At 61.3% G+C, this 13,768-nt stretch carries 12 protein-coding genes; 8 read left to right on the top strand and 4 right to left on the bottom strand.

The genetic code is table 11. The features are described 5' to 3' along the window. Window positions 1–38 precede the first annotated feature (38 nt). From AC07P1_RS15625 to AC07P1_RS15600, 6 genes are all read left to right on the top strand, one after another. Window positions 39–1,436, top strand: coding sequence for a protein adenylyltransferase SelO (locus AC07P1_RS15625; protein ID WP_494696675.1), 1,398 nt, complete (start codon window positions 39–41; stop codon window positions 1,434–1,436). Between the two features lie 14 nt (window positions 1,437–1,450). Next, window positions 1,451–1,849: a peptide-methionine (R)-S-oxide reductase MsrB gene (gene msrB / locus AC07P1_RS15620; RefSeq protein WP_315219039.1), complete on the top strand. Its 399-nt coding sequence runs from the start codon at window positions 1,451–1,453 to the stop codon at window positions 1,847–1,849. Window positions 1,850–1,871: 22 nt separating this feature from the next. After that, window positions 1,872–2,501: a septation protein A gene (locus AC07P1_RS15615; protein WP_494696674.1), complete on the top strand. Its 630-nt coding sequence runs from the start codon at window positions 1,872–1,874 to the stop codon at window positions 2,499–2,501. Next, window positions 2,498–2,770, top strand: coding sequence for a BolA family protein (locus AC07P1_RS15610; RefSeq protein WP_315219041.1), 273 nt, complete (start codon window positions 2,498–2,500; stop codon window positions 2,768–2,770). Before AC07P1_RS15615 ends, AC07P1_RS15610 begins: the two co-directional genes overlap by 4 nt. A gap of 120 nt (window positions 2,771–2,890) precedes the next feature. Further along, window positions 2,891–3,667: a peptidylprolyl isomerase gene (locus AC07P1_RS15605; RefSeq protein ID WP_494696673.1), complete on the top strand. Its 777-nt coding sequence runs from the start codon at window positions 2,891–2,893 to the stop codon at window positions 3,665–3,667. A 99-nt stretch (window positions 3,668–3,766) separates the two neighbouring features. Beyond that, entirely contained in the window at window positions 3,767–4,543 is a 777-nt protein-coding gene (locus AC07P1_RS15600) for a peptidylprolyl isomerase (protein ID WP_494696672.1), read from the top strand. An 80-nt stretch (window positions 4,544–4,623) separates the two neighbouring features. Here AC07P1_RS15600 and AC07P1_RS15595 read toward each other — a convergent pair whose 3' ends face one another. Both AC07P1_RS15595 and AC07P1_RS15590 read right to left on the bottom strand, forming a co-directional pair. Beyond that, a complete protein-coding gene (locus AC07P1_RS15595) occupies window positions 4,624–5,040 on the bottom strand; it encodes a DUF6691 family protein (RefSeq protein ID WP_494696671.1) in 417 nt (138 codons plus the stop codon). A 10-nt stretch (window positions 5,041–5,050) separates the two neighbouring features. Further along, the gene (locus AC07P1_RS15590; protein WP_494696670.1) at window positions 5,051–5,482 is read right to left on the bottom strand and encodes a YeeE/YedE family protein; all 432 of its coding nucleotides are present in this window, start codon (window positions 5,480–5,482) and stop codon (window positions 5,051–5,053) included. 234 nt (window positions 5,483–5,716) lie between these two features. Between AC07P1_RS15590 and AC07P1_RS15585 the strand changes: the two genes are divergently transcribed. Next, window positions 5,717–6,385, top strand: coding sequence for a DNA alkylation repair protein (locus tag AC07P1_RS15585; protein ID WP_494696669.1), 669 nt, complete (start codon window positions 5,717–5,719; stop codon window positions 6,383–6,385). A 10-nt stretch (window positions 6,386–6,395) separates the two neighbouring features. Here AC07P1_RS15585 and AC07P1_RS15580 read toward each other — a convergent pair whose 3' ends face one another. Further along, window positions 6,396–7,481 (bottom strand): PEP-CTERM sorting domain-containing protein, encoded by a 1,086-nt coding sequence (locus AC07P1_RS15580; protein WP_494696668.1) that lies wholly within the window; start codon window positions 7,479–7,481, stop codon window positions 6,396–6,398. A gap of 191 nt (window positions 7,482–7,672) precedes the next feature. Continuing rightward, window positions 7,673–11,728, bottom strand: coding sequence for a phosphoribosylformylglycinamidine synthase (gene purL / locus AC07P1_RS15575; RefSeq protein ID WP_494696667.1), 4,056 nt, complete (start codon window positions 11,726–11,728; stop codon window positions 7,673–7,675). 275 nt (window positions 11,729–12,003) lie between these two features. Between purL and AC07P1_RS15570 the strand changes: the two genes are divergently transcribed. Further along, on the top strand, window positions 12,004–13,644 hold the full coding sequence (locus tag AC07P1_RS15570) for a response regulator (RefSeq protein WP_494696666.1): 1,641 nt from the start codon (window positions 12,004–12,006) through the stop codon (window positions 13,642–13,644). The last annotated feature ends 124 nt before the right edge of the window (window positions 13,645–13,768 follow it).

Below are 13,768 nucleotides of genomic sequence, written 5' to 3'. Positions count from 1 at the left end.
CATTTGCGTCCTTGCCGCCCGCTTTTTATACCAGGCTCATGCCCACCCCGTTGCCCGGGCCTTATCTGGTCGCCGTCAGCGAGCCGGCCGCCGCGCTGGTCGGCCTGACACCTGAACGACTGGCCGATAGCGTCGACACCCTGATCGGCAATGCCGTGCCGGATCGCTCGCTGCCGCTGGCGGCCGTCTATTCCGGTCACCAGTTCGGCGTCTGGGCCGGCCAGCTGGGCGACGGCCGCGCGATTTTGTTTGGCGAGGCGCCCACCGCCGATGGCCCGATGGAATTGCAATGGAAAGGCGCCGGCATGACGCCCTACTCCCGCATGGGCGACGGCCGCGCCGTGTTGCGCTCGTCGATCCGCGAGTTCCTGTGCTCGGAAGCGATGCACGCGCTGGGCATTCCGACCTCGCGCGCCTTGTCGGTCGCCGGCTCGGACCAGGGCGTGATGCGCGAAACGGTCGAAACGTCGGCCGTCGTGGTGCGCATGGCGCCCAGCTTTGTGCGCTTCGGCTCGTTCGAACACTGGTTCTACCGCAATAAGCCGGACGAACTGAAAATCCTGGCCGACTATGTGATCGACCGGTTTTACCCGGAGTTACGCGCCGAAGACAACCCTTACGTTGGCCTGCTGCGCGAAGTCACGGTCCGCACCGCGCACACGATCGCGCACTGGCAGGCGGTCGGCTTCATGCACGGCGTGATGAACACCGACAATATGTCGATCCTGGGTTTGACGATAGACTACGGCCCGTTCGGCTTCATGGAAGCCTTCGATCCCGACCATATCTGCAACCATACGGATCAACAGGGCCGCTACTCGTACAGCAACCAGCCGCAGGTCGGCCACTGGAACTGCTACGCGCTGGGCCAGGCGCTGCTGCCGCTGATCGGTGAGGTCGAGGCCGCGCAGGCCGCGCTTGATGTCTATCAACCCGCTTTCGCCGCCAAGCTGGACGAACTGCTGCACGCCAAGCTGGGACTGGCACGGCTGGAGCAGCATGCCGACGCGGACCGCGCGCTGCTCGACGCCATGTTCGCTCTAATGCAGGCTAACGGTGTGGATTTCACTCTCTTCTTCCGCAAACTGGGTGGTTTGAAGGCGGCGGACGCCAGCGGCGACGAGCCGCTGCGCGACCTGTTCATCGACCGTCCCGCCTTCGACGCCTGGGCCATCCGATACCGCGACCGGCTGCAAGCCGAGGCCAGCGACGATGCCCAACGCCAGCTTGCGATGAACAAAATCAACCCCAAATATGTTCTGCGTAACTATCTGGCCCAGGTGGCCATTGAAAAAGCGCAAAACAAGGACTTTTCCGAAGTGGCGCGCCTGCTGGCGGTATTGCAGCGCCCCTACGACGAACAGCCCGAACACGACCACTACGCCGCTTTGCCGCCGGACTGGGCAAGCCATCTCGAAGTCAGCTGTTCTTCTTAAGCGAGCACCGATCCATGACCACTAAAGTGACCAAATCCGACGCCGAATGGCGCGACATGCTGGACCCGATGGAATACCAGGTGACGCGACATGCCGCCACCGAGCGTGCATTTACCGGCAAATTCTGGGATCATCACGAGCACGGCATCTACACCTGCGTGTGCTGTGACACGCCGCTGTTCCGTTCCGACGCCAAGTTCGATTCCGGCTGCGGCTGGCCGAGCTATTTCGAAGCATTGGACCCCGCTAACGTGATCGAGAAAACCGACCGAACCCATGGTATGCTGCGCACCGAAATCATTTGCGCGGTATGCGATGCCCACCTGGGCCACGTGTTCCCGGACGGCCCGCCGCCGACCGGCCTGCGCTATTGCATCAATTCGGCCTCGTTGCGCTTCGATCCACAAGACTAATAACACTAGTAAATAAGACACCATGAAATTTCTGTTCGACTTTTTGCCGGTCCTGCTGTTCTTTGGCGCCTACAAGCTTGCGGGCGCCAATGCCGAGGCCTCCCAGCACTTCATCAACACTTATCTGAGCGGCATCATCTCCGGCGGTTCGGTCACGCCCGACCAGTCGCCGATCGTGCTGGCCACCCTGGTCGGCATCATCGGCACAATCGCCCAGATCGCCTACCTGAAGCTGCGCGGGCGCAAAGTCGAATTCCTCATGTGGTTCTCGCTGGGCATGTTTGTGTTTTTCGGCGGCCTGACGATTTACTTGCACGATGAAGTATTCATCAAATGGAAACTAAGTATCGTGTATTGGTTCTTTGCGGTCGGTTTGCTGGTCAGCGAATTCGTCTTTAAAAAGAACCTGATGCGCAAATCGATGGGCGAAATCATCGAACTGCCGGATTTGATCTGGTCGCGCCTCAATCTGGCCTGGATCAGTTTTTTCACCGCCATGGGCATCCTCAATTGGTATGTCGCCTTCGTCCTCTTTAAAGGCGATACCAGCGCCTGGGTCAGCTTCAAGGCCTTCGGTTCGACGGCCATCATGTTTGTCTTTATCGTTGCGCAGACGATTTATTTGTCGCGCCACATGAAGGATCCGACATGAGCGATACCCGCATGGACCGCATGCGCGGCCGCTTCCAGGCCGCGCTGTCGCCGGTGGAATTGGTGTTGGAAGACGATTCCGCGATGCACGCCGGACACGCCGGCGCCGCCTCCGGCGGTGGTCATTACAATGTCAGAATCGTTTCGTTACAATTCGAAGGCCTGAAACTCGTCACAAGACATCGACTCGTGTATGATTCCGTGCACGATATGATGCATAGTGAAATACATGCATTGGCCATTACCGCATTGGCTCCGTCCGAAGTATGATGTAGCGCCCGGCTAGGAGCGGTCCTATCGGTTTCAAGAATAACTGAACACAAAGACAGATAGCTGATCGAACTCCTTCCAGGCAATTTCGCTAAAACTTTCCCCTTACAGGAATTAATAATGACTTTCAAGCCAGCCAGTTTGCTGATCGCACTTCTCGTTGTCGCCGTGCCTGCATTCGCACAGAACGTTGCCGTTGTTAATGGCAAAGCCATCCCGACCTCGCGCGTCGAAGCCGTCGTCAAGCAAGTCGTCGCCCAGGGCCAGCAGCCGGACTCGCCGCAACTGCGCGAACTGATCAAGAAAGACCTGATCGGCCGTGAAGTGATGATGCAGGAAGCGGAAAAACAAGGTTTCGGCAAGGATGCCGCCGTCAAGGCGCAGATCGACAATGCCCGCCAGGCCATCATCATCAACGCGATGGTCGCCGACTACATCAAGAAGAACCCGGTCGCCGACGCCGACGTCAAGGCCGAGTACGACCGCTTCACCGCCCAGGCCGGCGACAAGGAATACCACGTGCGTCACATCCTGACCACGACCGAAGCCGAAGCCAACGACGTGATCGCCAAGCTCAAAGCCGGCTCGAAGTTCGAAGATCTGGCCAAGACGTCGAAAGACACCGGTTCGGCTGCCAACGGCGGCGATCTGGACTGGGCCTCGCCTTCGTCCTTCCCACCAGCCTTCTCGGCCGCCTTCGTGGCCCTGCAAAAAGGCGGCGTGACCGAGAAGCCGGTGCAAACCCCGAACGGTTTCCACGTCATCAAGGTCGACGACATCCGTCCGGCCAAGCTGCCGACCCTGGAAGAAGTCAAGCCGCAGATCTCCGAGGCGCTGGCGCAGAAGAAGCTGCAGGCGTATCAGGAAGAACTGGTCAAGAAAGCAAAAGTGCAGTAATGTTATAGAAGGCGGCGCCCTGCGGGGCGCCGTTTTTGATTCTGCGTTGGTACAATGCACCGCCGAGTGCGATTTCTTGTTTTTTTATAGGATTTAATAATGATGTTGAAGCCAGCCCGTCTGTTGTTAGCACTGATCGCTGTCGTTGCAGCCCCGGTTTTCGCGCAAAACGCCGCGACCGTCAATGGAAAGGCTATTCCCGCCGCCAAGGTGGACCAGATGGTCAAACAAGTGGTGGCCCAAGGCCAGCAGCCCGACAGCCCGCAGCTGCGCGAAATGGTCAAGAAGGAACTGATCGGCCGCGAAGTGCTGCTGCAGGAAGCCAGCAAGCAAGGCTACGGCGCCAAGCCGGAAGTGAAGTCCGCCATCGACAACGCCGCGCAGAGCATCACCATCAACGCCATGCTGGCCGACTACGTCAAGAAGAACCCGGTCAAGGACGCGGAAATCCAGGCCGAATACGATAAGTACAAAGCCGCCGTCGGCGACAAGGAATACCACTCGCGCCACATCCTGGTCGCGACCGAACAGGAAGCCAAGGACATCATCGCCAAACTCAAAGCCGGCGGCAAGTTCGAAGAACTGGCCAAGGTCTCGAAGGATGGCTCGGCCAACAACGGCGGCGATCTGGGCTGGATGACTCCCGCCAAGCTGGTCAAGCCTTTCGCCGACGCCATGATGGCCCTGAAACCAGGCGCGATCACCGAAACCCCGGTCAAGACCGAGTTCGGCTACCACGTCATCAAGCTGGAAGAGTCGCGCGCCACCAAGCTGCCGGCGCTGGCCGAGGTCAAAGGCCAGGTTGCCGAGGCGTTGCAGCAGAAGAAGATCGCCGCTTACCGCGACGAACTGATCAAGAAAGCCAAAGTCCAGTAACACTGGCAGGCTCGAGCAGAGCGGCTGCGGCCGCCTGCCCTGAAGGAACGCCCGATGAAGTTTATCGGGCGTTTTGCTTTTCAGTCGTTATTGCGACGGCGCCATTCGAACAGTCCCATGCCGGCGAGCATGGCCAGCACGAACAGCAGCGCCTTGGGTTCCAGCATACCCACGCCGACCAGCGCGGGACCGGGACAGAAGCCGGCGACGCCCCAGCCGATGCCGAACATTAGCGCTCCGATCACCAGAGGGCGGTCGATCTGGCGCGCCGTGGGCAGGTTGATCGGTTCGCCGGTTGGCGTCACTTTGCGCCGGGCCGCCGCAGCGAAGCCGACAAAGGCCACGCCGATCGCGCCGCCCATGACGAACATCAGAGACGGATCCCAGGCGCCCGCCAGGTCGAGAAAACCCAACACCTTGGCGGGATTGGCCATTCCGGACAGTATCAGGCCGAGGCCGAAAATTAGTCCTGCCAGTAAAGCGGTGAATATCGGCATATGCCCTCCCCTAGTTCATTAAATGACGGACCACGTAGGTGGCGGCGAAACCGGCGGCCATAAAGGTTATTGTCGCGACCAAGGAACGTGGCGATAGCCTGGATAAACCGCAGACACCGTGGCCGCTGGTGCAACCGGAGCCGTAGCGGGTTCCGACACCGACTATCAGGCCGGCGGCTATCAGGATGCCGCAATGGGCTTCGATTTGAATGCCGGGTAGTTCGGTGAATAAGCTGTAAATTAAGGGTGCGCCAAGCAGGCCGGCGATGAATGCCAGGCGCCAGCTCGTATCACCTTTTCCGGGCTGGAATAAGCCGCCGATTATTCCGCTGATGCCGGCTATTCTTCCGTTGAATAGAATGAGCAGACTCGCCGCCGCGCCGATTAATATGCCGCCGGCTAGCGATGCCCACGGGGTGAAGGATTGCCAATCAATTGACATCGTTGTTCCTTTATGCGATCGAGCGATAGGTTGTTCTTTGATGATGCACTATAGCATCCGCAATCGGTGTTTGTTTTGGAGCTATCGGCGGAGCTTGGCGGATTACGCTGCGCTAATCCGCCCTACGTGGTTTAGATGGCCCTTTGTGCCACCGGCCTTGGCAAGTTACACCAGAATCTGGCGGGTACGTGCTAATATTTGGCTTGAATCGATCACAGTTGACCCTTGCATAGCATGAAGCCGAATATCGAAGCCATTGCGCTCGCTCTTCACGGCGTTGCCTACCCGGCGCGTCGCGGGCCCATGGCCGCCTATATGCGCGATCAGTTCGAGTTTCTTGGCATCGGTACACCAGCGCGGCGCGCCGCCACCAAGCAGATTTACAAGGGAATGAAATCATACAGCGCGGACGAATTGATCGCATTGGCGCGGGCGCTGTGGGATTGCGCCGAGCGGGAATATCAATATGCGGCAATCGATTTGCTAGCGATGCATTCCGATAAACTTGATGCCGGGCATTTGCCGTTTTTGATGGAGTTGGTGCAATCGAAATCGTGGTGGGATACGGTCGATGCGATAGCTTCCGTCGTCGGCAAGGTTTTGCGATATCGGCATGACGGTATGGATCAGGCCATCGTCCACCAGAATATGTGGGTGCGGCGGGTCGCGATATTACATCAATTGGGATGGCGGGATAAAACGGATGAGGCATTACTCTTTTCGTATTCGCTGCAGTGCGCGCATGAAAAGGAATTCTTTATTCAGAAAGCCATCGGCTGGGCGCTGAGGGATTACGCGCGCCACAATCCGCAGGCCGTGCGGGAATTCACCGCGACGGAGAAAGCCAGGCTTTCTCCGCTCAGTTATCGGGAGGCGAATAAACACTTCGCCCCCGATATTTAAAACACGCCGATTACTTCGCCGCTTGCTTGCGACGACGACGGGCGGCTACGCCGATAGCGGCCATACCCAACAGCATCATGCCGTAAGTCTCAGGTTCCGGGACGGCGGCGACCGGGCTGGAGACCGGAGAACCGGCGGGCGAACCAGCGGTCAACGGCGACAGCAGCAGCGAGCCACAACCGCTGGCGTTGCAGCCTTGGGCCAGGATCTGGTTGTTTTCGTTGATGACGCTTGCGCTGGTGATATTCCAGCCCGAGGCCGGATCGATCAGCGAGTTCAAGTCATACGAAACGCCATCGACCAGCAACAGGCCTTTGAGGAAGCTGGAATCGGTCGTATCCTGCAGCCCACCAACGGCCCAGCCGGAATTATTGAGGCTTTGATAACCTACCCCACTCGGCAGGTATTCCACGACACCGTTGGAGTAGATGAAGTGCGTCAGCGACGACACATCGGTACCCAACAATTGGTTATGGTCGTTGGCCGCGCCGACGATGGCCGAATCGCCAAAGACGTTCGAGTAGTTGGTCAGAACGCCGTTGCGGTACGTGTAAGGATTCATCGCGCCGGAATCCGGCGGATTTCCAAAGCCGTACATCGTACCGCCCTTGCTGATGCCTATCGTGCGCATGAATTGCCCGCCCAGACTCACGTCCGTCATTTGACCGTTGGCGTACAGTGACGATGTTGTGAAGTAGGATCCGGGTTCCAACGAGTGGCCGCGAATGCCAGCCACATTGCCTTGATTATCAATCCCGTACGCCTCGAAGCCGGCGATCGCCGTCAGGGACCCGGACGAATACAGGAATCCGCGGTCAGCGTACTCACCGAAATTGCCCGAAATCTGGCCGGCGTCGTTGATGCCGTTGGCGAACGATATGCCCGTGGTGCCGGCGATCGCCGACACGACACCGCTATCGTAGATCGCGGCCTGCTGGCTGCCGGAGGCAAAAGTATAGCCAGCCACTTGGCCATGATTGTTCATATCCAGGCCGACCAGCGAACCCAGGGAGGTCACGGCGTACTGTCCAGGGGCGGCAGCCTGCGCGGAAAAGGTCAAGACACTCAAAATAGATGCGAGTATGCGCAGTTTCATCGAAAATCCTCGGTGTATTTAAATTAGTTGGCAGATTTGCCAGCCAAGACAATAACATTAATTATATTTTAATAAAATACAATTCATGAGTTTTCGATAATTTTGCCTACAATGCAATCGAGGCAGCGGGGATTCCTCCCGGCTGCCTCGATATTCAGCGCCGCCGATTAAGCGGCGGGTTGCCCTCCGATTTATCCCACAAACTTGCGGGCATTGCGGAACATGCGCATCCAAGGCGAATCCTCGCCCCACGCTTCCGGGTGCCAGGACTGCTGCACCGAGCGGAACACGCGCTCCGCATGCGGCATCATGACCGTGAAGCGGCCATCGGCCGTGGTCACCGACGTCAAGCCCTGCGGCGAACCGTTCGGGTTGAACGGATAGGCCTCGGTGGCCGCGCCGCGCTGGTCGACGAAACGCATCGCCGCCACCGCCTCGGCGATGTTGCCGGTCTGGGTGAAGTCCGCGTAGCCTTCGCCGTGGGCGATGGCGATCGGCGTCTGCGTGCCGGCCATGCCGTTAAAGAAGATCGACGGCGAATCCAGCACTTCCACCATCGCGAAGCGCGCCTCGAATTTCTCCGATTTGTTGGTGGTGAACTTCGGCCACGCGTGCGCGCCCGGGATGATGGACTTCAGATTGCTCATCATCTGGCAACCGTTGCACACGCCCAGGCCGAAGCTGTCGGTGCGCGCGAAGAAGCGGGCGAACTGCTCGGACAAGGCGGCGTTGAACAGGATGGTCTTGGCCCAGCCCTCGCCGGCTCCCAGCACGTCGCCGTACGAGAAGCCGCCGACGGCGATGATGCCCTGGAAGTCGTCCAGCTTGACCCTGCCGGCAATCAGATCGCTCATGTGCACGTCGACGGCGTTGAAGCCCGCCTGGTGCATCACGTATGCGGTCTCGATGTGCGAGTTGACGCCCTGCTCGCGCAGGATCGCCACGCGCGGACGCACGCCGGTCGCGATGAACGGCGCGGCCACGTTCTCGGTCAGGTCGAAGGTGATCTTCGGCGTCATGCCCGGTTCGGCTTCGTCCAGGATGCGGTCGTATTCGGCGTCGGCGCAGGCCGGATTGTCGCGCAGGCGGGCGATGCGCCAGCTGGTTTCGCTCCACAGGCGGTGCAGCGCGGCACGCGGCTGGTTGTAGATGATCTTGGCGTCGCGGGTGAATTCGATCACGCCGCGGTCGTTCGGCTTGCCGATGATATGGCTGCACGCGCCCAGGTTGAAGGAGCGCAGCACGTCCATGACCAGCGACTTCTCGTCGGCGCGCACCTGGATCACGGCGCCCAGCTCTTCGGAGAACAGCGCGCGCAAGGTTTGCTCGTTGCGGCGTTCGGCGATCTGGCCGGCCCAGTTCTTGGCATCGCCCTGGTCGGCGCCGTGGCCCTGTTCCAGGGTCAGGATGTCGAGGTTGATCGACAGGCCAGCGCGGCCGGCGAAGGCCATCTCGGCCAGGGTGCCATACAGGCCGCCGTCGGAACGGTCGTGATACGCAAGCAGCTTGCCGTCGGCGTTCAGCCGCTGGATCGCGGCGAAGAAGGCTTTCAGGTCTTCCGGGCTGTCGACGTCCGGCGTCTCGTTGCCCAGCTGGCCCATGACCAGCGACAGCGCCGAGGCGCCCAGGCGGTTCTTGCCGCGACCCAGATCGATCAGGATCATGGCGGTGTCGCCGGCGTCGGTCTTGATCTGCGGCGTCAGCGATTTGCGCACGTCGTACACCGGCGCGAAGGCCGAAACGATCAGCGAGACCGGCGAGGTGACGGCCTTCGAATCTCCATCGTCTTTCCACGTGGTGCGCATCGACAGCGAATCCTTGCCGACCGGGATGCTGATACCCAGCGCCGGGCACAACTCCATGCCGACCGCCTTGACGGTATCGAACAGCGCCGCGTCCTGGCCCGGCTGGCCGCAGGCGGCCATCCAGTTGGCCGACAGTTTGATGTCGGAGATGTCCTTGATCGGCGCGGCGGCGATGTTGGTGATCGACTCGGCGACGGCCATGCGGCCCGACGCGGCGGCGTTGATGACGGCTAGCGGCGTGCGCTCGCCCATCGCCATCGCTTCGCCCAGATAACCTTCGAAGCTCATCGCGGTGACGGCGCAATCGGCCACCGGCACCTGCCACGGGCCGACCATCTGGTCGCGCACGGACATGCCGCCCACGGTGCGGTCGCCGATGGTGATCAGGAAGGATTTGTCGCCGACGGTCGGCAGCAGCAGCACGCGCTTGGCCGCTTCTTCCAGTTCGATGCCGGTCAGGTCGATCGCCGGGAAATCGTTTTGCACGTGGTGCGCGTCGCGCTGCATCTTCGGCGGCTTGCCCAGCAGGACGTCCATCGGCATGTCGACCGGCTCGTTGCCCAGCTCCGGATCGATCAGCTTCAGTTGACGTTCCTCGGTGGCGGTGCCGACGACGGCGAACAGACAGCGCTCACGCTCGCACAGCGCCTTGAACATCGGCAGGCTCTCCGGCGCGATGGCCAGCACATAGCGTTCCTGCGATTCGTTGGACCAGATTTCCTTCGGCGCCATGCCGCTTTCTTCCAGCGGGATCTTGCGCAGATCGAAGATCGCGCCGCGCTTGGCATCGTTGGTGATCTCCGGGAAGGCGTTCGACAAGCCGCCGGCGCCGACGTCGTGGATCGAGATGATCGGGTTTTTCGGTCCGAGCTGCCAGCAGCCGTTGATCACTTCCTGGGCGCGGCGTTCCATTTCCGGGTTGCCGCGCTGGACCGAGTCGAAGTCCAGGTCGGCCGTGTTGGTGCCGGTCGCCATCGACGACGCGGCCGAGCCGCCCATGCCGATGCGCATGCCGGGACCGCCCAGCTGCACCAGCAGGCTGCCGACCGGGATGTCGTTCTTGTGCGTGTGCTGGCCGGAGATGTTGCCGATGCCGCCGGCGATCATGATCGGCTTGTGGTAGCCGAACACGGTGTCCTGGGCGCCGGCGAACTGCTTGCCGATATTCTGTTCGTAGGTGCGGAAGTAACCGCCCAGCACCGGACGGCCGAATTCATTGCTGAACGCGGCGCCGCCGAGCGGGCCTTCGATCATGATCTGCAGCGCCGAGGCGATGCGGTCCGGCTTGCCGTAGGCCTTGGCGGACGCGCTGTCGCGGTAACCGGAGACGGGCGCGGTGACGTCGAGGTCGTTTTCCCAGGCCTGTACGGCGCCCGGCAGCAGCAGGTTCGAGACCGTGAAGCCGGTCAGGCCGGCCTTCGGCTTGGCGCCGCGGCCGGTCGCGCCCTCGTCGCGGATCTCGCCGCCGGCGCCGGTGGAGGCGCCCGGGAACGGCGAAATCGCGGTCGGGTGGTTGTGGGTTTCCACCTTCATCAGGGTGTGCGTCAATTCGGTCATCGGCGCGTACTGCTGCGCCTCGCCCTGCGGGAAGAAGCGCATCACTTCGGCGCCTTCCATGATCGACGAGTTGTCGCTGTAGGCGACGATGGTGCCCTTCGGCTGCAACTGGTGGGTGTTCTTGATCATGCCGAACAGCGACTTGGGCTGGGCCACGCCGTCGATGGTCCAATCGGCGTTGAAAATCTTGTGGCGGCAATGCTCGCTGTTGGCCTGCGCGAACATCATCAGTTCGACGTCGGTCGGATTGCGGCCGGCCTTGGTGAAGGCGGCGTCCAGGTACTCGATCTCGTCGTCCGACATCGCCAAGCCCAGGTCCGTGTTGGCCTTCTCCAGCGCGTTCTTGCCCATGCCGATCACGTCAACCGACTCCAGCGGCTTGGCGTCCAGCGTGCGGAACAGGCCGGCCGCCTCGTCCGGCGAGCGCAGCACCGATTCGGTCATGCGGTCGTGCAGCAACGCCGCGACGGTTTGCACTTCCTCGTCCGACAGCTTCTTCGGCGCGCCGATGCTGCTGCCCAAAATGCCGGTCTTCAGGTTGATGCGGAAGGCGATGCCGCGCTCGACGCGCTTGACGTGCGCCATGCCGCAGTTGTGGACGATGTCGGTGGCCTTGGAGGCCCACGGCGAGATCGTGCCGAAGCGCGGGATGACGAAGAATTCCTCGACCGCGCCTTCGGTGTTGTCGGCGTGGGCCGGCTCGCCGTAGGTCAGCAGCGCACCGAGGCGGCCGGTGTCGTCGGCCGACAGCGGCTGGGCGGCGTCGATGAAGTGGACATAGCGCGCCTGGACGGCGGCGACGGACGGCAGCGCGGCTTGCAGTTGGGTTAACAGGCGTTGGCTACGGAATGCGGACAGGGCGTTGGAGCCCGGCAGAATCAACATATGTGGAGGATGGTTGATGCAGCAAGGCTGCGGATTAAAGGGCGATGAGGCATGAGGCTAATTCTTGCAGTGTTCCTTTGCGCGCATTATACCCGTTAGCAGCCTCGCCATACAGCGCCATTTCCATCCAAAAACTGCCAGCAAAGCAACATTTGACGACGATTCCCCCCTGAAAACGCCCACTTTCCCCGCCAAACACTTGGTTTCTGTAACATTTTTACTTGCCTTGGGGTATGCTAGACCGAATAAGCAGGAACATAAGCAGGGGTTTCATCATGGCGGAATATAGCGACTTGTCGGTGCTCATCGTCGACCCGAACCCGGGTATGCGCGGCAGCCTGCATAATATGCTGAACCAATCGTCGATCACCAAGATCGAGTACGCGGTCAGTTCCGGCACCGCCATCCGGCAGTTGTCCAAAAAACCCTACGACATCGTGCTGTGCGAATACGACCTGGGCAACGGCAGCGGCGAGGCCAACGGCCAGGACGGCCAGCAACTGCTCGAAGACCTGCGCCACCACAAGCTGATCGCGCAGTGGACCATCTTCATCATGCTCACCTCCGAGGGCGTCTACAGCAAGGTCATCGGCGCCGTCGAGCTGGCGCCGACCGATTACATCCTCAAGCCGTTCACCGTCGATTCGCTGATGCAGCGCATCGGCCGCGCCGTCGAGCGGCGCGAGGTGTTCTGGCCGGTGTACCAGCAACTGGCCGCCGGCAGCATCCGCAAGGCCATCACCAGCTGCAAGGAAGGCGAGGACAAGCATCCCCGCTACGCCAACGATTACGCCCGGCTGCGCGCCGAGCTGCTGGTGTCCATCGACGACCTGGTGGAGGCCGAATTCGTCTATCAAACCATCCTGATGACCCGCCCCACCGCCTGGGCCCACCTGGGCATGGCGCGCTGCCAGTTCGGGCTGCAGAAATTCGTCGAGGCGCAGCAAACGCTGGTCGACCTGCTGGAACAGCATCCGAAGTTCATGGCCGCCTACGATTTGCTGGCGCGCACCCACGAGGCGCTGGGCCAGCAGGAATCGGCCAAGAAGGTGCTGGAGGACGCGGTCGGCATTTCGCCCAACATGGTGCGCCGGCTGCGCCACCTGGGCGAGGTGGCCCTGGAGACGGGCGACGTCGGCGTGGCCGAGAAAGCCTTCAAGCAGGTCGTCGCCAAGGCCAAGTATTCGGAGTTCCGCGACCCCGAGGACCACGTCAAGCTGGTCAAGACCCTGGTCAAGAAAGGCGACGCCAACCAGGCCAGCGGCGTGATCCGGGACATGGAACGCTCGCTGCGCGGCAACGCCAACACCGAGGCGTGCCGCGCCATCGCCGCCGGGCTGGTGCAGGAAATGACGGGCAACCTGGCCGGCGCCGCCACCGAGCTGACGACGGCCGTCAACGCCATCGAGCACGCGCGCGGGCTGTCGACCGGACTGAAAATCGGCCTGGTGCACAGTTGCCTGAGCGTCAAGCTGGACCAGCAAGCGTCCAACGTCATGCTCAACCTGATGAACGACAACGACAGCGGCGTGACGATGGACGACGCGGTGCAGGTGTTCGAAAAGGCCGGCAGGCACGACCTGGCCGAAGGCATGGGCGAACAGATCAAGGTGCAGGTGGGCGAGCTGCTGGCCGACGCGGCCGCGATGCGCGGCCAGGGCGACCTGCGGGCGGCGGTCGACACGCTCAACGCCGGCCTGCGCAAGGCGCCGGCCAATATGTCGCTGCTGCCGGCGGCGGCCTCGGCGATGTTGAAGCAACTGGACGATCTGGGGTGGGAAGTGCCGTTGGCCGAGCAATGCGCCTATCTGCTCGAGCGCATGCGCAAGATCGACCCGGCCCATCCGTCGCTCGAAGCGCTGCAGGCGCAGTACTACCACACCCAGCGCAAGTACGGTATCGCCACCACGGCCTGACGTGGCCGCAAGGGCCCCTTAACGGTAAAAAATCGGCGACGCCGGAAAATCCGACCAGTGGGTGATCAGATACCACGACACGAAGTAAAGCCCGCACAAAACGAAGGCGGAAACTACCGCCGAG

The organism is Duganella sp. GW821-FHT07F09 (assembly GCF_059418705.1).
This window is presented reverse-complemented; position numbering and strand designations above follow the sequence as displayed.

Coding starts and splice junctions, on each gene's coding strand:
- AC07P1_RS15625 (WP_494696675.1), top strand. CDS start 39: ATGCCCACCCCGTTGCCCGGGCCTTATCTGGTCGCCGTCAGCGAGCCG.
- msrB (WP_315219039.1), top strand. CDS start 1,451: ATGACCACTAAAGTGACCAAATCCGACGCCGAATGGCGCGACATGCTG.
- AC07P1_RS15615 (WP_494696674.1), top strand. CDS start 1,872: ATGAAATTTCTGTTCGACTTTTTGCCGGTCCTGCTGTTCTTTGGCGCC.
- AC07P1_RS15610 (WP_315219041.1), top strand. CDS start 2,498: ATGAGCGATACCCGCATGGACCGCATGCGCGGCCGCTTCCAGGCCGCG.
- AC07P1_RS15605 (WP_494696673.1), top strand. CDS start 2,891: ATGACTTTCAAGCCAGCCAGTTTGCTGATCGCACTTCTCGTTGTCGCC.
- AC07P1_RS15600 (WP_494696672.1), top strand. CDS start 3,767: ATGATGTTGAAGCCAGCCCGTCTGTTGTTAGCACTGATCGCTGTCGTT.
- AC07P1_RS15595 (WP_494696671.1), bottom strand. CDS start 5,040: ATGCCGATATTCACCGCTTTACTGGCAGGACTAATTTTCGGCCTCGGC.
- AC07P1_RS15590 (WP_494696670.1), bottom strand. CDS start 5,482: ATGTCAATTGATTGGCAATCCTTCACCCCGTGGGCATCGCTAGCCGGC.
- AC07P1_RS15585 (WP_494696669.1), top strand. CDS start 5,717: ATGAAGCCGAATATCGAAGCCATTGCGCTCGCTCTTCACGGCGTTGCC.
- AC07P1_RS15580 (WP_494696668.1), bottom strand. CDS start 7,481: ATGAAACTGCGCATACTCGCATCTATTTTGAGTGTCTTGACCTTTTCC.
- purL (WP_494696667.1), bottom strand. CDS start 11,728: ATGTTGATTCTGCCGGGCTCCAACGCCCTGTCCGCATTCCGTAGCCAA.
- AC07P1_RS15570 (WP_494696666.1), top strand. CDS start 12,004: ATGGCGGAATATAGCGACTTGTCGGTGCTCATCGTCGACCCGAACCCG.